Raw genomic sequence first — 17,372 nt, forward strand, 5'->3', positions numbered from 1 at the left:
ATAATTTCTATGAATAGAATTATATTTGTTCACGATTTATTATTTGATAATTAAAACTATAAATATGTCAATTTCAGATTTATTCGAAAGCGGATTTAAAAAGCGTAATGAAGATCATTTTGCAGCCATTGTTAGAGTTGCGATGAGTGATGGTGTTATCAATGAGGCAGAGAAAGCATTTTTAGATCGCCTTGCTACACGATTGGACATTACAGAGAGAGAATACAAAGAAATTCTTAAAGATTATAAGAGCCACCCAATTAATGCGCCACATTCTTATGATAAACGTTTGGAGCGTTTATATGATTTGGCGCGAATGGTTTGGGCAGATCACATCGAAGGACCAAACCAAGTGAGCTTGCTAGAAAAACTATGCATAGGTTTAGGTTTTAACCAAGACAATGTAAAGTATATTGCAGATAAGGCCTTGACTTTAGTACACTATGAAGTTGACTTGGACGAGTTTACAGAAAAAATGAAAAAGATGAATCAATAGAAAAAGATGAATCAATAGTTGATTCTTGCACAAACAAAAAAGGCGAACATCATGTTCGCCTTTTTTGTTTAAATACCTTAAAACTATTGTTCTGCATTGTGCATAAACTCTTCTGCCTTTTCTACCATGTTTTTACTACCACATATAAAAGGTACGCGCTCATGAAGTTCGGTGGGCTGAATGTCCATAATACGTGTAAAGCCATCACTAGCTTTGCCATTAGCTTGCTCAGCTAAAAATGCCATGGGATTACACTCATAGAGTAAACGCAATTTACCTTTTGCGTTTTTAGAACTTTTAGGATACATGTATATGCCACCTTTTATCATATTTCTATGAAAGTCAGATACTAGTGACCCTATGTATCGTGAGGTATAGGGTCTGTTACCTTCTTCCATTTGACAGTATTTTATATAGTTTTTGATACCCCTAGGGAAATGAATGTAATTACCTTCATTAACAGAATAGATATTGCCATCCTCGGGGAATTGCATGTCTGGATGTGACAAGTAAAAAGAACCAATCGCCGGATTTAAAGTGAATCCGTTAACGCCATGCCCTGTAGTGTATACTAGCATCGTTGATGTGCCATAAACAACATAACCAGCTGCAACTTGTTGATTTCCTTTCTGTAGAAAATCTTCAATGGTTACAGGTGTACCAACAGGAGTTACGCGTCTATAAATTGAAAAAATGGTACCCACAGAGACATTCACGTCTATATTGGACGAACCATCTAATGGATCAATTAATACGATATATTTGTTCTGATGATTTTCATCTTGACTGTTAATTGCAATAAAATCATCTTCTTCTTCACTGGCTATACCACAAACAATATTACGCTTGGTCATGGTTTGTATAAATTTATCGTTAGCGTAAACGTCTAATTTTTGCTGATCTTCACCTTGAATATTCGTATCGCCTGCGGCTCCGATAATATCTACAAGACCAGCTTTATTAACCTCGTGGTTAACTACTTTAGCCGCTAGTCGTATCGAATTTATAAGTCGAGATAGCTCCCCAGAAGTATATTTAAAAGAAGCTTGATTTTCAATGATAAACTCGCCAAGAGTTTGATTGCGTTGAGACATGAAGTATTATATTGATTAATTGGCACAAATATCGCACTTTTTAATAAACTATAACGTTTTCGTATGAAACTCCCAATGGTCATTGTAATTTTTAGCAATAGACTATAGTTGCGACTAGAAATGTTTGAAGTTTTTCAGCCTTGATTAACGCGTAAATAAATTGTTATGTAAAGTCAGTTTAGATTATATTTGAGTTCCTTTTTAAAACTGTATGAACCAACCAAGATTAGCCACAAAAAGTGATATGCCCAGAGTTTTAGAACTCATAAATGCATTGGCAGTGTTTGAGAAAGAACCAGACGCGGTTGAGATTACGCTTACAGATTTGGAAAATGATGGCTTTGGGGAGCAACCAAAATTCGTCTGTTTTGTTGTTGAAATCAATGATAGCGTAGAAGGTATTGCTATAGTATACCCTAGGTACTCTACTTGGAAAGGAGAAGTTTTGCATCTCGAAGATCTTATTGTAAGCGAAAAATGTAGAGGCACGGGTTTAGGAACCAAGCTGTTAGATGCCGTTGTAACTTATGCAAGTGACATTGGTGTTAAACGCGTGAGTTGGGAAGTTCTAGATTGGAACGAACCGGCTATAAATTTCTATGAAAGTAAAGGTGCCAATGTTATGCGAGATTGGGATGTAGTACAATTGGACGAAAAGGGAATTTCAAACTATTTAGATAATATTAATTAAATAAGATTCCCAACTGTTTGGGAAATGGCTATGCAAATTTTCAAATTTGGAGGCGCATCAGTAAAGGATGCTAAAGGGGTAAAGAATTTAGCATCAGTGCTAAAAACGACAGGTTATGATAAAACTTTAATTGTCGTTTCTGCCATGGGTAAAACCACCAATGCCATAGAAACGGTTATTAAAAGTTATTTGGAAAACAAGTCTGAATTACAAAGCGCTATCCATGAGGTTATTAAATTTCATAATGAAATTCTTTTGGACTTATTTGACAATGAACGGCATCAAGTCTTTTCTGATGTCAAAGCATTTTTTGATGAATTAACCCTGTTTTTCAAAACCAATAAATCTCCAGATTACAACTACGTTTACGATCAAACCATTGGCTTTGGGGAAATGATTTCAACGATCATAATTGGCCATTATCTTAATGACATAGGATTAAAGAACAACTGGCTAGATGTAAGACATTTTATTAAAACGGATAATTATTACAGACGCGCCAATGTTAATTGGGAACGTACTCAAGAACTTATTGCATCAAATTTCGATAGCTCTAAACTAAATATTACACAAGGCTTTTTAGGTAGCGATGCCAATAACTTTACAACATCTTTAGGACGAGAGGGTAGTGACTATACCGCAGCAATTTTTGCATATTGTTTAAATGCCAATAGTGTCACTATTTGGAAAGACGTATCAGGTGTATTGAATGCCGATCCGCGTTATTTTGAAAACGCTCAGTTATTACACCAAATTTCATATACTGAAGCTATAGAGCTGGCATTTTATGGTGCCTCAGTAATTCATCCTAAAACGCTTCAGCCATTACAACAAAAAGAAATCCCCTTATATGTGAAATCTTTTTTAAATCCAGAGGCTAATGGCACATGTGTAAGTAAAGGCAAGACGCTTGATCCGGAGATACCATGTTTTATAGTGAAGAAAAATCAGATTCTTATTTCGTTGTCATCATTGGATTTTTCCTATATCGTTGAAGAAAACATTAGTGAAATTTTCAGCCTTTTGCATTTATACAAAATGAAAGTCGATGTCATTCAGAATTCAGCTATTAGCTTTTCGGTGTGTGTAGATAACATCTATGACAATCTAGAAAAGCTGTTACAACATCTCAAGGCTAAATTTAAAGTCACAAGTCATAACAATGTAAGCTTATATACCGTTAGGCATTATACGGATTCCGCTATAAAGGAGTTGGAAAAAGATAAAACCGTGCTTTTGAAGCAGTTAACACAAGGCACGGTCCAAATAGTAACTAAATAACATTTACTACATTTGTTTTATGGGGAAATCGTCTAATTCAGGATTAGTTACCGCTAAAGAAGTAGCCAAAGCTATCAATGCTGACAAGTACGGTTTCTTAGGTACTTTTTTTGGTTGGGTATTGATGAAAGTTCTCAAGATATCTTCAATAAATAGGATATATAAACGCAATAAACACTTAACGGATTTAGACTTTTTAAACGCTTTACTTGACGATTTTCAGATTAAGTTTGAAATTCCTGAGGAAGACCTAAAACGTTTGCCCAAAGATGGGTCATATATTACTATATCCAATCATCCGTTAGGCGGTATTGATGGTATCTTACTATTAAAGTTGATGCTGGAACAGCGAAGTGATTTTAAGATCATCGCTAATTTTTTATTACATCGTATAGAACCTTTAAAGCCTTATATCATGCCCGTAAATCCTTTTGAAGACAGAAAGGATGCAAAAAGCAGTGTGACCGGATTTAAGAATGCCATTGTACATTTAAGAGACGGACACCCTCTTGGCGTGTTTCCAGCAGGAGAGGTTTCTACATATAGAGATGGCAAATTAGTTGTGGATAAACCTTGGGAAGAAGCTGCAATGAAATTAATTAAGAAAGCCGAAGTCCCTGTCGTGCCTATTTATTTTCATGCAAAGAATAGTCGATTATTCTACAGATTATCTAAACTTAGCGATACGCTAAGGACAGCAAAATTACCTTCGGAATTATTGACTCAAAAGCGAAGGACCATTAAGGTTAGGATAGGACGACCAATTTCGGTCAAAGACCAGAAAGAACATGAAACGCTTCCGGATTTTTCAGATTTCTTAAGACGGAAAACCTATATGCTATCCAAGACTTTTGAGGATAAGCCTAAAATTTTAGATAATATCAAATCTACCGTTAAGGTTCCAAAGCCTCCAAAGCGTATCGTGACTCCAATAGATACCAAGGTCATGGTTGATGAGGTGGAACGTTTAAGGGAAAAGGATTGTAGGCTACTGATCAGTAAAAATTATGAGGTCTATTTGGCATCGGCTGAGGATATGCCAAACATTTTAAGGGAAGTAGGCAGATTAAGGGAAATTACATTTAGGGAAGTAGGAGAAGGCACAAATGAAGCTATAGACTTAGATACCTTTGACACCTATTACCATCATATGTTTTTATGGGACAACGAGAATAAAGTAGTCGCTGGTGCCTACAGAATGGGACTGGGATCGCAGATTTTTGAACGCCACGGGATAGATGGTTTTTATCTACAAGATTTATTTCGATTTGAGCCAGAACTCTATAAAATGATGAGCCAATCCATAGAAATGGGACGTGCATTTATCATTAAAGAATACCAGCAAAAACCGATGCCACTCTTTTTACTTTGGAAAGGTATTGTACACACCACTTTACGCTATCCAGAACATAAGTATTTAATCGGAGGTGTAAGTATAAGTAATCAATTTTCTAACTTTTCAAAAAGCTTGATGATTGAGTTTATGAAATCTCATTATTACGATCCTTATGTGGCTCAATATGTGCATCCTAAGAAAGAGTTTAAGGTAAAACTAAAGGATGCGGATAAAGATTTTGTTTTTGATGAAACAGCGGCGGATCTAAATAAATTCGATAAAATTATTGACGAAGTAGAACCAGGAGCATTGCGCTTACCGGTACTGCTAAAAAAATATATAAAGCAGAATGCTAAACTTGTAGCATTCAATGTAGATCCTTTATTTAATAATGCCGTAGATGGACTTATGTACATAAAGATAGCTGACTTACCAGAAAGTACCGTAAGACCAGTTATGGAAGAGTTTCAAGCGGAGCTGGAGCGAAAGTTTATGGATAATCATGATAAGTAGAATTCTTTTTATAGCTTTATTTCTACCAATTTTTTCCATCTCCCAGACACTTACAGGACGTGTTGTCGACAAATCTACTCAAGAGCCCATTGAAACGGCGTCTATTTATTTTGATAATACGACTGTTGGCACGACAACAGATGAAAATGGTGAATTTTCAATTTCTTATACAAATGCCATTCAATCTATACTAGTCATCTCATATTTAGGTTACGAGCGAGTTTTAATTGCTGACTACCGGGATAGGAGCAATCTAGTTATTGAGTTGGTTGAAGCTGATAACGAACTTGATGAAGTGTTTATAGCATATGATGATGGCTTAACAAGAAGACAGAAATTACGCTTATTCAGAAAGGAGTTTCTGGGAAGTTCTAAATTTGGTAAATCCTGTAAAATATTAAATGAAGAGGATATCATATTGCATTACGACAAACAAGATAGGATTTTATATGCGAGCTCTCCAAGGCCTATTAAAATCTTAAACAAAGCTTTGCAATATGAAATTGATTATGATATAGAGGATTTTGAAATAAAATTCAGGTACGTTGATACTAATACTAATGAGTTTGTTTACGATAGGATACTCATTACGGGAACTTCCTTTTATGAAAATTTGAAAGATTCAGAAAAGAAAAGTGTTTTGAAAAAGCGAAAGAACGCATTTGAGGGTTCCGTTCAACATTTTATGCGCTCATTATATAATGAAAATCTTTATGATGAAGGTTATTTGATTTTTCATAAGGGCTTTAAGGTTAAAGAATGGGACTATTTCAAAGTTAGAGTTTTAGAGAACTCAGATTTAAAAGAAGTGAAACTTATCAAAAAAGTTACCATCTTATTTAATAAAGATTTACAATCTGACCTGTATTTAACACTAGATAAGTTTTATGTAGATGCTTATGGTAATTACACTCCTATTATTGGAGTTTACTTCAGTGGTTATATGGGAAGTCAGCGCGTTGGTGATGCACTGCCTTTGGATTATGGCCTTGATTAGAAGAAAGAAAAAACCCAGAATTGTAAATTCTGGGTTTTAAAATTTTAAAGTCCTTTAAACCACTCTTGGAATTGTTCTCCAAGTAAGAAAGTAGGTTTCATTTCGCCACCCAGTGCGCTTATTAAGCTCATTATCCAGGCGACTAATAGCACTAGTCCAACAACAAGACCTAATAAAGGAATCCAGCCTAGAACAATACCGACCAAGCACAATCCTAACATCTGTCTTATATAAAATGAACCAATCTCAGTTTTATTACTGCCGTTCATAATAAGGGCAATAATCCATCCTATTATAGTAATATGAGCAATAATGGCTACATTTTTACCATCACTTAATACTTCTTTGGCATCTTCTGCGAATTCTGTCGCTTTTTCCTTAGCATCACCTGCAAATTCCTTGGCATCATCTGCTAGTTCACTTGCTTTCTGGCTTATTTTCTCGCCAGTACGTTTTGCAGTATCTTTTGCATCATCGAGCATATCGTTAAGGTCATCACCTAAATCTTTATTATCATCTGACATAGTTATATGTGTTTTGGTTAGACCATAAAGTTAATAAAAATGTGCTTACTTCTTCCCGAATAGCTTACTAAAAAACCCTTTGGTTTTTTCCTTCGCCTCAGTGTAGGTTTCCTTGGCGTCTTCAGCTAAATCTTCTAGTTTATCTTCAGCAACATCAGCAAACTCACTTATTTTTTCACCAGCCTCACTTGCGAACTCTTTTGCTTTTTCTTTTGCTTCAGCATAAGTTTCTTTAGCGTCTTCAGCTAAATGAGCCGCCTTTTCCTTTGCAATATCTGTAAACTCTTCAATTTTTTCACTAGCATCATCCGCAAATTCAGAAGCCTTTTCTTTGGCATTACTGTAAATCTCTTTTGCATCCTCATTAATAAACTCAGTAGCTTTTTCTTTTACATTCCCCAAAACTTCTTTGGCATCGCTCGCAAGTTCACTGGCTTTCTCCTTGGCTGAATCAAATGCATCTGAAGCATTCTCCTTTAAAGTATTGGCCTTGTCTGCAATAGCGTCTTTGGTATCATTAATAGTGGTGTCTTCTGTATGAGTTACAGCATCGTTTAAATTGTCTTCTAAGTTGTTGTTTTCTTCTGTCATTGTAGTTGATTTTAGTAGTAATTATTAGTAGAAGAATGCATTAAATAGTTACAATTTTATTTAAATGCTTGGTCAACAGGCTCCCAGAGTTCTATCTTATTGCCATCGTTGTCAAGAATCCAACCGAACTTTCCATAATCGTATTCTTCCACGTCTCCTACTATTGTGACACCTTCTTCCTTTAAAGTCACTAATAATTCCTTTAAATTTTCAACGCGATAGTTAAACATAAAGTCTTTCTTGGATGGTTCATAGTATTTAGTGTCTTCTGCAAACGGACTCCATTGTGTGGAGCAATCATTACCGTCTTTATCTTTCCACCAAAAGGTACAACCATAATCGTCCGTATTGAAACCTAAGTGTTTTTTATACCAATCTTTTGAGGCTTTTGGGTCCTTAGTCTTAAAGAATAGACCACCAATTCCTGTTACTCGTTTTTTCATCGTTTCATAATTTTTTTATCATTACAATATTGTTATAGGTATTTTCTTCCATGGTAAAAGGTGCACGTCCAACTATTTTAAAACTATGTTTTTTGTAAAAACTAATAGCTCTTAGATTGGAATCTAAAACCCAAAGCCAATATTGTTTTATATTAAGACTTATTAAGGTTCTCTCGGCTTCTTTTAATAATTTTTCGCCAACTCCCGTGTTGCAAAACCATTCAAGAATATAGAGCTTATTCAGTTCTGGAGCAATGATTTCTGTGCTATGACATTTTTTATCAAACTCAATTTCCAAAACTCCAATAAGATTGTTTTTGTATTCCGCAACAATGATATGATTAGGATTTGAGGCTATAGTTTTTTCTATTCTAGACACGCTAAACTGTTCTACAATAAAGTTGGCAAATTCATCAGAAACGCCATCAGTTCCATAAGTTTTAATATATACTTGTTTATAGAGTATAGATAGTTTTCGGGAATCTTCTATAACCGCTTTTCTAATGGTAATAGGCATTAATTATTTTTTCTTTAAAGCTGTTTCATAAATATCAATCCACTCTTTACAGGTCATTTTTCTTGTAAGTTCGCCTATGAGTTCAAAAGGAATTTCATCCATTTTTTTGAATCTTATACAGCTTTTACCCATATCTAATTTGCGCTTACAATGCTTAGGATATTCATTAACAAACCAATCGTGTAGTTCTTTTTTCGCATAGATACCGCTGTGATATAAGTTCACGGAACTCTTTTGTGAAGCGAAACTCATAAATGGCAAAGGTGTTTTTTGGTCGCAATGATAGCCATCGGGATACACCGAATGTGGCACATAATAGCCTATCATTTTATATATCATTCCCTCTTCAAAATTTTCAGGTAAATTTTCCTTAATGACATTTCTTAGCTTTTTAAGAGCTTCTTGTCGCTCCTCTGGAACTTGACTAATATAGTCTTCTGGTGATGTTGCGTCGTATTGCATAATAATAGATTAATTTAAGTTATTTGCGTTGTAGTATGAGTCCGGATACTAAAGATATAATGAAACCTATAATTATTACGGTCCCAAACATCATAAAAGCCATAAAACTAGGACTTCCATAGGCCTCCATTTGTTGTTTAAATTCTGTACTTTTAGTCTTATATTCTTCAGCTGAGATACCACTTTGCTGTAATTTATTCAGGTAATATTCTGAGTAATCCGCAACAAAATCTGGATTAATTTGAGTCGTGTATACAAAATCCATTATTGCTACACCAATTGCTGAAAATAAGGCAATGAACATTCCGATTCCTAAAGCCCTAGCAAAAGTAACTTTCCCATTATTTTCTCTATCTCGATAATATTTAATACCAAAAAACACAAATAATAATGAGAGTACGATTGATGTATAACCAATGAGCTCTCCATAATCATAGTCGACACCCATTCCTAAAAAGAAAGGTAATCCAAAAAATATAAATCCGGTTATGAGCGCATATAATCCAAATCTTAATACTGTTTTTTTCATTGTTTTTAATTTTGATTAGTTAGTCAAAAGTAGAAATAGAGGCACTTCTAAGACTCATACTTAAGTACCATTTCGTTCCGACTTTAGTTCTAAAACTAATAAATTAAATGATATTTAAGCTTTTTGATATTTGGATGGCTTGTGTTCGACGTTTTGCATCAAGCTTAACTAGCAGGTTAGATACGTGTGTCTTTATAGTACTTTCAGAAACAAAAAGTTTCTCTGCAATTTCTTGATTAGATAAGCCTAATGCGACTTCTTTTAAAACTTCATACTCGCGTTTACTTAAACCGAGTTCCCCAATTTTAGCAAAATCAACTTCATCTTTTGGACTTTCTAAAGATTTTTGAGTTTTTTTATTGATAAAAAGTCCAATACCAATTGAAATTATAGCAACAAAAGCCATGATATATTCCACTTGTAAGTCACTACTGACCACAGCATATTTACTAAACTGAAAAAGTAATAGTAATGCTACAATGAGTAAGCTAAAAACAAGAATGGTTTTCTTCATTCTATAAAATTAGCAAAATTTTGCTTTGATTTTATTCACTATAGTTTGCGCTAGTTTTATATTGCTTTCGACGGTCCAACCAGCCACATGAGGTGTAAGAATAACGTTATCTGCATTAACTAAATACTGAAACGCTTCTGGGAGATTAGATTTTTTACCTTTTCGCATCCATCTGAATTTTGGTTCGTCAATTTTAAACAGATTCTCAAAAGACGTTTTTTCATATTCTAAAACATCAAGACCAGCACCTAGGATTTTTCCCGAGTCTAAAGCTGATACTAAATCTTCGGTCACGACGCTTTTACCACGTGCTGTATTGATTAACCAAAATGGTTTTTTAAAGTTGTTAATGAACTCTGCATTCACCATTTCTAAGGTTAATGGTGTTTGAGGTGTATGCAAACTTAATATATCTGCTTTTTCTTGAAGTTTTTTTAGCGAAACTTGTCTACAATTGTCGTCACCAACATTAGCTTTAATATCATAGCAAAGGACTTCAACGTCGAAACCTCGAAGTTTTTTAGCAAAGGCTTTTCCCATATTACCATAACCAATGAGACCAATAATTTTCCCATCGAGTTCTAAACCACGATTAGCTTCACGTAACCATTTACCCTGTCTAACTTCCTTATCTGCTTTATTAAGTTTATTGAATAGGGATAGCAGCATACCTAAGGCATGTTCACCAACTGCATTACGGTTACCTTCAGGTGCATTAAAAAGTGTTACACCCTTTTTTTCCGCATATTCGCAATCTATGTTTTCTAACCCAGCACCAACACGACCTATGAATTTTAAGTTTATGGCTTTATCTAGAAATTGTTCATCTATGGTAAATCGACTTCTTATGATGATGCCCTTATACTCTGCGATTTTGGCTTCAACATCTTGTTTTGAAGATTTATAATCTTCATGATTGGTAAAGCCTAAATCGTTAAGTTGATTTATGAGTAGCTCGTGATTGGTATCTAGGTGTAGTATTTTCATGATAACTTCCCACGTACATGGGAATCTCTTTTTTCTGTCATTCTGAACTAGTTTCAGAATCTTTTTGGTAAAGTTAAGAGATACTGAAATAAATTCAGCATTACTTTTTTAACTCTTCATCGATCTTCTCAATAACTTTACAGGTGGTTTCAGATACCTTAACACATTGACTAAAATATAGTTGTGCTAAATAATTACTTTCATAAAGTATATTCAGAAATTCTGCATTTTGTAAAATGTTATCATAGTCATTTGGTTTATATCTTGTACCATTCATTAATTTAAAGTGCTTACGCGTAAATGGCAGTGTTGCGTTGGTAAATGCATTTGCCACTTTTGTTTCTTGATCTTTTAAAAGCCAATAGTCTTCTTCATATAGCTTAACTAAATTAAGACGTAAACTCTTATTACTGATGATATCTAATCCTTGACTTTTTAGATTTTCGAAAGTAGCATAAGATATACCAAAAGCGTAATTACCAGTTGGCACATAAAAATAAGAGTCTAAAGAATCATGATAGGTGCGTTTGGCTTCTAGATGCTCTATGAGTTTTTTACTTTTTGTTTTAAAATCTGCGAATTGTAGTTTTCGTTTTTCTAAAATGGCTTTATTGGATTCCAGTCCTTGTTTTAGTTCTTCTAATACATCGCGTTCTCTTGTGCGTTCTTTTCGATTTTCATTCCAGTTATTAATCTGTAATGCGATTAAAATTCCAATAACGACCAATACAATTTCTCCAATAGCGTATTTAAAGTACTTGCCCATTTTGTTTTGGTTAATTAGTGAACGGCGTATATGGCGAAAGAATTTGATCAATTAAATCCAAGGATATTCAGTTTGCGTCATTTCATGTTCAACATCTCCTGTATGCGCGGTATTCAATTTTTCAAACAGTAAAAGATGTACTTCTTCACCGTCCATGGTAGATGGATTATGTTCTACACCTTTAGGTACAACTATCATTTCGCCTTCCTTAACAACTTCAGTTCGGTCTCTAAATTGCATATAGAGCGTCCCTTTAATGACCTGAAATAACTCATCTTCATTATCGTGACTATGCCATACAAATTCACCTTTAATTTTTGCAAGTATCACTTGCATATCATCTACAGTTGCGATGCGATGTGGATGCCATTGCTTTGAAAACAAAGCATGTTTGTCTTTAATGTTTATTGCTTTCATATGTTAAAAGTATAAATAATGAGATACTGAAACAAGTTCGACATGACAAACTTATTTACGAAGACTTATATACCCAAAATCAGTTTAGCAATCCAGAAATACAATAATATTCCTAGTATATCATTACTGGTTGTAATAAAAGGGCCTGTGGCAATTGCTGGATCGATTCCTCTTTTGTCTAGAAATAGAGGAACAAAGGTTCCTATTAATCCTGCAATAATGATAACGGCAACAAGGGATACGGAAATGGCTATGGCTTTGTCCAATTCACCAATATAAATCCATATAAATAATAGTAGAAAAACTGCTAGGATAACGCCGTTTAAGGCAGCCAAGAGCATTTCCTTAATCAATCGGTTATTAACACTGCCCTTTACGTCATCATTGGCGAGACCTTGCACAATAATTGCGCTAGATTGTACACCAACATTTCCTGCCATTGCGGCAATTAGGGGTGTAAAGAAGAATAAAACAGCATATTGACTAAACGCCTCTTGGAAACCTTCCATAATAATAAAGGCTCCAACACCACCAATAAGTCCAAGAAACAGCCAAGGTAGTCGTGCCCTAGTTAGTTCTATAATACTATCATCTGCTTCTACGTCTCCAGTAAGACCTGCAGCTAATTGGTAATCTTTTTCAGCTTCTTCTTTTAAGACATCTACAATATCATCAATGGTAATTCTACCAAGTAGTGTTTGATTATCATCTACAACAGGAATAGCTTCCAAATCGTATTTTGCCATAACTTTGGCAACGTCCTCATCATCATCATTTACATGTACAAAATCTACATTGTCTTTAGCAATATCCGCTATTTTCTGATCACTCTTAGCAACGATTAAATCCTTTAATGATAATCTGCCAATAAGTTTTTCTTCTTTATCTACAACATAAATAGAATGTACACGTGTCACTTCTTTAGCTTGTCCTCTAATACGACGTAAGCAGCCAGCAACAGTCCAAGTTTCATAAACTTTAACCAATTCTTTTGCCATAAGACTACCTGCTGTATTGTCGTCATAAGCAAGAAGTTCCTGAATTTCGGCTTTGTGTTCCTCATCCTCGATTTGTGAAATAACTGCCTCTTGTCGTTCTTCGGGAAGTTCTGCGATGATATCTGCAGCATCATCTGTGTCTAGTTCCTCAACCTCTTCTGCAATTTCTTTTGCAGATAGGTTTTTAAGAATTTTCTCTCGATTATCCTCATCGAGCTCCATTAAGATATCTGAGGTAAGGCCAGAATCTAAAAGCTTTATAACATAGACTGCATCGTCATGGTCTAGTTCATCAAGAACCTCGGCAATATCTGCATAGTGATACTCGTGTAATAGTAGCTTTAACTCCTTGTCGTTTTGGTCTTCGACAAGAACCTCTACCTTTTCGATAAGCTCATCTGTTAACTGAAATTGTATGTTATCTTGAAGTTCTTCCACGTCATTACTTGATGTTTCTCGATACAATTTCAAAATAGAATTTTGAAATCACTCGAAATGACAAAACAATTAATTGATGTCGTTTTCAATTAGCGACGTTAGCTCAATTAAACGCGAAACACTTAATTGCTCTGGTCGCTGCCCAAAGATAGTATTTGCTTTTAAATTATCGGAAAGATTGAAAATTTTTAAACTATTGCGCAAAGTTTTTCTGCGTTGCTGAAAACCTGTCTTAATAACTTTGAAGAATAGTTTTTCATTACAAGGTAGTTTGTAGTGCTCTTTTCTTTTGAGTAATAGTACACCAGAATCTACTTTTGGTGGTGGATTAAATACAGAAGGTGGCACCGTAAATAAGTACTCAGCCTCATAAAAAGCTTGAGTTAAAACAGATAATATACCATAAACTTTTGAGCCCTCTTTTGAGCAAATACGTTGTGCCACTTCTTTTTGAAACATACCAGAAAATTCAGGAATTTGATGACGCATTTCGAGTGTTTTAAACACTATTTGCGAGGATATATTGTACGGAAAATTCCCAATAATGGCAAAAGGCCGATCTTTAAAAATTTGAGTTAAATCGTACTTTAAGAAGTCTTTTTCATGAATTCTGTCGGCTAGGTTGAGGTAATTGTTTTTTAAATATTCAACAGATTCTGTGTCTATTTCGATAACATGAGTAGTAATATCTTTTTTAAGCAAAAACTTTGTTAAAACACCCATTCCTGGACCAATTTCCAAAACATCTTTATAACCATTTAATGATAAGGTATCTGCTATTTTTTGGGCAATATTTTCATCCCTAAGGAAGTGTTGTCCTAGATGTTTTTTTGCTTTGACTTGATTTTGGTTTGCCACAGGTAGAAATTATTAATGTATCGATATGCTTTGCTTAAGCTCTGAACGACAAACTTACTTGAAATTCACTGAATACTCATCAATAACTTCTAACTCTGTTCTAAATGCCAATGATTTATCTGCGAATCGTTGCAGGCCATCAGCTCTTAAGCGTTCAGCGTCTTCTGTATAATAAGCTTCTAGCGCTTCTCTAGAATGTGCTCTATACTGAATGGAGTACGTGTCTGCTTCGTCATCATCCACTAACACTTTGGTTAATTTGGCTTCTTTAAATTTACCAGTAGCTAAGACTTGTGGAATGTGCTCTTTTATCCAATCTAGCCACTCTTTGTTTATGCTTTTATCGACGTTGACTGTAACGTTATATATGATCATTGTTTTAGGTAATTAGGATTAGGTTTTGGAATTCTTTACAAAAGTAATTATAAGAAACCAATTAGGTCATGTCGTTACTTTTCTGTCCAAATGGTTTCAAACCTTTCGCAAACTACTAGCATATCTTCAGATGGTTTTTGTCCATTTTCTTCTAGGGTACTGGTAAAAAACTCCCAATGTGCTTTTTTCCATTTTTTAAGCGGTTCAATATTGGTTCCCATATCCATTTCAGCATATTCCTCGGATATTTGATTAAATGGAATGGTATCTACGGTTTTGATCTCGATTATAGCTTGGGCTCTACCATTAAAATCAGTTATAATATGTTTAGTCCCGATTTTTGGTAAATCAGCATTAGCATGTTCATACCAAGCATATAATCCAGAACCTGCTTTCTTTTTTCCATTGACGACCAATGCTGCTAATCGATTAGCGTCCTCCATATTATTATGAAAATACCAAGCCTCTGGCATTTCGGTATTTTGATATTTAGGGTTGACCTCGATGAAGTTATTCCACATTTCGTAAACTGATTTATCAATGCCGTTTTCCGTTTTTATTTCACTTTTACAGCCTACCAATAGTAAAAACGTAATCATTGAAAAGTATCTCATTTAGAAGAACAAATATTAATTAATGCTATCACCTCTTAGCATCCTAAACTTTTTACGAGCTTCTATAAAATAAATACTGTCTTCAAACTCAAAAATGATTTTTTCGTAGAGTTGCTTGGCGTCTTCAGGTTTTGCTAAATGTGTGTTGTAGAGTTCTGCTAAATAGAAATGTGCATCATCGGCTAGGATATCTTCTTTCCAATCTTTTATGATGAGCAGATAATTGCTTTCTGCTTTGTCGTATTGTTTTTTCTTTTCAAAAAGTTTCGCTTGCTGAAACAAGGCTTGGTCAATAATACTTTCACCTTGATGTTCTTCCAAAATTTTATCTAGAAGTGAAATGGCTTCATCTGTTCTATTCTGAAACGAGAACAAATCTGCCTTTGCATAATGCTTAAGCGCAGTTTGCGTACTGTCTTCATATTTATTATCAGAAATTAAAAGTTTTAAATCTAAGGCATCATTGGCGATGAGCTGGGATGTCGATGACTTTAAAATTTTTAACTGAGATTCTGCCCAATCAAAATCGCCCTTGTAATAACTGGTCTTTGCCACTTTAAATCTAGCTTCTTGCGAAATGGTACTGTTTTTTAAGCCCAATTGAATTTGGGAATAGAATATCAAAGCTTCATTAAATTTTTCTTGCAACACCAAAATATCCGCTAACAACAATTTCACTTTGGCTTCTTGAAACTCAGAAATATTCAACCTCATACTTTCTTTCAAGAACTGGGTGGCACTTTCGGTATCTTTTTTATGAAAGGCTAAAAACTCGCCATAAGCCAATTGCAGTGGAATCGTCAATTCCGATTTGCCATATTGCTGAAACAAATCATTATAGGCGTCATCAATACGCTTTAGTTCTTTTTCCGATGCATTTTTAGTATCGATTTCTAAAATATACTGATGTGCCGTCAATGCCGTATTAGCGTCTTGTGTAGTTTCTAAAATATAGTTGAAAATATCTTTTGACGTTTCAATAGCATTATCGTCGAGGGCAGTAACTGCCAATTCTATAATGCGATCAAGACTTTCAGGATTACGCTTATATAATGCTTTTTCCTGTATGAAAGATTTGTTATAGGCCTTCTCTTGTACATATAACCAGCTCAACAATTCATACCAATACGGACTTGGTTCTTGCTGTATTTTCTTTAATAGTGAGCGTCGTAAATAGATATTGTTTTCGTTGGACTTATTTTCGGATATAAACTCGCTAATAGCACGTTTAATATTATTGAGATAATTGGGCCTATACGCTATATACTCAATATAGTTCTCGAACATCTTTTCTATATTGCCTTGATCGCCATAAATACGCGCTAGCTGAAGGCTATAGTCTTTATCTGGTGTTAGTAGTTTTCCTTTATCATAAACCCTAATAGCTTGATCTAATAATGAATGATCTTCAAACTTCTTGGCAATACTGTAGATATAATTGGGCTTTTCATCAATAAAAGCTACAGCTTCATCATAAAGTTGTTCTGCTCTGTCCAAGCTGTCCTTAAGTTGAAAGTTATAACCTAATTCTACAATCAAGGTTGGGTTGTATCGTTTTGCTAAACGTTGCACTAGTATATTTTCTGCTTCGTCATATTCCTCAAGTTGCTGATGGGTTTCTATAAGCTTATAAACGTACTTGTAACTATAAGGTTTCTCTTTGTTAAGGTTCTCATAGATAATCAAGGCTTTTTTAAACTCCCCTTTTTTGAAGTAGCTTTCCGCAAGGACTTCACTATTTTGACTAAAGCCAAAACGTAGTCCAAGTATTAATAAAAAGATGAAACAGTTCTTATGCATACCAACGATGAGTGTATTGCGTAAATATAACAAATGCGTAAAGCAGATATTGTAAATGTTTTTATAAAAAAATGCCTAAACTTTAAGTTTAGGCATTTTGACCAGCAAAATAAATGTGCTATTAATCATTA

Annotated in this window: 21 protein-coding genes; 5 read left to right on the forward strand and 16 right to left on the reverse strand. The window is 34.5% G+C overall.

Annotated features, from left to right (window positions below):
- Positions 1-64: 64 nt before the first annotated feature.
- Positions 65-496: a tellurite resistance TerB family protein gene (locus H7F21_RS03250; RefSeq protein WP_185787786.1), complete on the forward strand. Its 432-nt coding sequence runs from the start codon at positions 65-67 to the stop codon at positions 494-496.
- An 83-nt stretch (positions 497-579) separates the two neighbouring features.
- Here H7F21_RS03250 and fbp read toward each other — a convergent pair whose 3' ends face one another.
- Positions 580-1,590, reverse strand: coding sequence for a class 1 fructose-bisphosphatase (gene fbp / locus H7F21_RS03255; protein ID WP_185787787.1), 1,011 nt, complete (start codon positions 1,588-1,590; stop codon positions 580-582).
- 211 nt (positions 1,591-1,801) lie between these two features.
- Here fbp and H7F21_RS03260 point away from each other — a divergent pair, with 211 nt between their 5' ends.
- The 4 genes from H7F21_RS03260 to H7F21_RS03275 are packed head-to-tail and all read left to right on the forward strand — an operon-like array spanning position 1,802 to position 6,408.
- Positions 1,802-2,281 carry a GNAT family N-acetyltransferase gene (locus H7F21_RS03260; RefSeq protein WP_185787788.1) on the forward strand — a complete coding sequence of 160 codons (480 nt, stop codon included), beginning with the start codon at positions 1,802-1,804 and terminating at the stop codon, positions 2,279-2,281.
- 30 nt (positions 2,282-2,311) lie between these two features.
- Positions 2,312-3,562: an aspartate kinase gene (locus tag H7F21_RS03265; protein ID WP_185787789.1), complete on the forward strand. Its 1,251-nt coding sequence runs from the start codon at positions 2,312-2,314 to the stop codon at positions 3,560-3,562.
- 19 nt (positions 3,563-3,581) lie between these two features.
- A complete protein-coding gene (locus H7F21_RS03270; RefSeq protein ID WP_185787790.1) occupies positions 3,582-5,411 on the forward strand; it encodes a GNAT family N-acyltransferase in 1,830 nt (609 codons plus the stop codon).
- Entirely contained in the window at positions 5,401-6,408 is a 1,008-nt protein-coding gene (locus H7F21_RS03275; protein WP_185787791.1) for a carboxypeptidase-like regulatory domain-containing protein, read from the forward strand. Before H7F21_RS03270 ends, H7F21_RS03275 begins: the two co-directional genes overlap by 11 nt.
- 44 nt (positions 6,409-6,452) lie before the next feature.
- On the opposite strand, the gene H7F21_RS03280 is transcribed toward H7F21_RS03275, so the two are convergent.
- From H7F21_RS03280 to H7F21_RS03350, 15 genes are all read right to left on the reverse strand, one after another.
- Positions 6,453-6,932: a YtxH domain-containing protein gene (locus H7F21_RS03280; RefSeq protein ID WP_185787792.1), complete on the reverse strand. Its 480-nt coding sequence runs from the start codon at positions 6,930-6,932 to the stop codon at positions 6,453-6,455.
- 45 nt (positions 6,933-6,977) lie between these two features.
- The gene (locus tag H7F21_RS03285; protein WP_185787793.1) at positions 6,978-7,523 is read right to left on the reverse strand and encodes a hypothetical protein; all 546 of its coding nucleotides are present in this window, start codon (positions 7,521-7,523) and stop codon (positions 6,978-6,980) included.
- 56 nt (positions 7,524-7,579) lie between these two features.
- A complete protein-coding gene (locus tag H7F21_RS03290; RefSeq protein WP_185787794.1) occupies positions 7,580-7,966 on the reverse strand; it encodes a VOC family protein in 387 nt (128 codons plus the stop codon).
- Positions 7,967-7,970: 4 nt separating this feature from the next.
- Entirely contained in the window at positions 7,971-8,483 is a 513-nt protein-coding gene (locus H7F21_RS03295; RefSeq protein ID WP_185787795.1) for a GNAT family N-acetyltransferase, read from the reverse strand.
- Positions 8,484-8,486: 3 nt separating this feature from the next.
- On the reverse strand, positions 8,487-8,945 hold the full coding sequence (locus H7F21_RS03300; protein ID WP_185787796.1) for a DUF1801 domain-containing protein: 459 nt from the start codon (positions 8,943-8,945) through the stop codon (positions 8,487-8,489).
- 19 nt (positions 8,946-8,964) lie between these two features.
- On the reverse strand, positions 8,965-9,474 hold the full coding sequence (locus tag H7F21_RS03305) for a DUF4199 domain-containing protein (protein ID WP_185787797.1): 510 nt from the start codon (positions 9,472-9,474) through the stop codon (positions 8,965-8,967).
- 103 nt (positions 9,475-9,577) lie between these two features.
- Positions 9,578-9,988 (reverse strand): response regulator transcription factor, encoded by a 411-nt coding sequence (locus tag H7F21_RS17485; protein ID WP_185787798.1) that lies wholly within the window; start codon positions 9,986-9,988, stop codon positions 9,578-9,580.
- Positions 9,989-9,997: 9 nt separating this feature from the next.
- A complete protein-coding gene (locus tag H7F21_RS03315) occupies positions 9,998-10,975 on the reverse strand; it encodes a 2-hydroxyacid dehydrogenase (RefSeq protein ID WP_185787799.1) in 978 nt (325 codons plus the stop codon).
- Positions 10,976-11,075: 100 nt separating this feature from the next.
- A complete protein-coding gene (locus H7F21_RS03320; RefSeq protein WP_185787800.1) occupies positions 11,076-11,741 on the reverse strand; it encodes a DUF6090 family protein in 666 nt (221 codons plus the stop codon).
- Between the two features lie 51 nt (positions 11,742-11,792).
- Positions 11,793-12,158 (reverse strand): cupin domain-containing protein, encoded by a 366-nt coding sequence (locus H7F21_RS03325; protein ID WP_185787801.1) that lies wholly within the window; start codon positions 12,156-12,158, stop codon positions 11,793-11,795.
- 65 nt (positions 12,159-12,223) lie between these two features.
- On the reverse strand, positions 12,224-13,573 hold the full coding sequence (mgtE, locus tag H7F21_RS03330) for a magnesium transporter (protein ID WP_425509956.1): 1,350 nt from the start codon (positions 13,571-13,573) through the stop codon (positions 12,224-12,226).
- A gap of 90 nt (positions 13,574-13,663) precedes the next feature.
- Positions 13,664-14,452 (reverse strand): 16S rRNA (adenine(1518)-N(6)/adenine(1519)-N(6))-dimethyltransferase RsmA, encoded by a 789-nt coding sequence (gene rsmA / locus H7F21_RS03335; RefSeq protein ID WP_185787802.1) that lies wholly within the window; start codon positions 14,450-14,452, stop codon positions 13,664-13,666.
- Between the two features lie 54 nt (positions 14,453-14,506).
- Positions 14,507-14,827: a DUF4286 family protein gene (locus H7F21_RS03340; RefSeq protein WP_185787803.1), complete on the reverse strand. Its 321-nt coding sequence runs from the start codon at positions 14,825-14,827 to the stop codon at positions 14,507-14,509.
- Positions 14,828-14,901: 74 nt separating this feature from the next.
- Positions 14,902-15,441, reverse strand: coding sequence for an ASCH domain-containing protein (locus H7F21_RS03345; protein ID WP_185787804.1), 540 nt, complete (start codon positions 15,439-15,441; stop codon positions 14,902-14,904).
- Positions 15,442-15,456: 15 nt separating this feature from the next.
- Complete coding sequence (locus H7F21_RS03350; RefSeq protein ID WP_185787805.1) at positions 15,457-17,241, reverse strand: tetratricopeptide repeat protein; 1,785 nt, start codon at positions 17,239-17,241, stop codon at positions 15,457-15,459.
- Between the last annotated feature and the right edge of the window lie 131 nt (positions 17,242-17,372).

The organism is Winogradskyella flava, from assembly GCF_014243395.1.
GTDB classification, from domain to species: Bacteria; Bacteroidota; Bacteroidia; order Flavobacteriales; family Flavobacteriaceae; genus Winogradskyella; species Winogradskyella flava.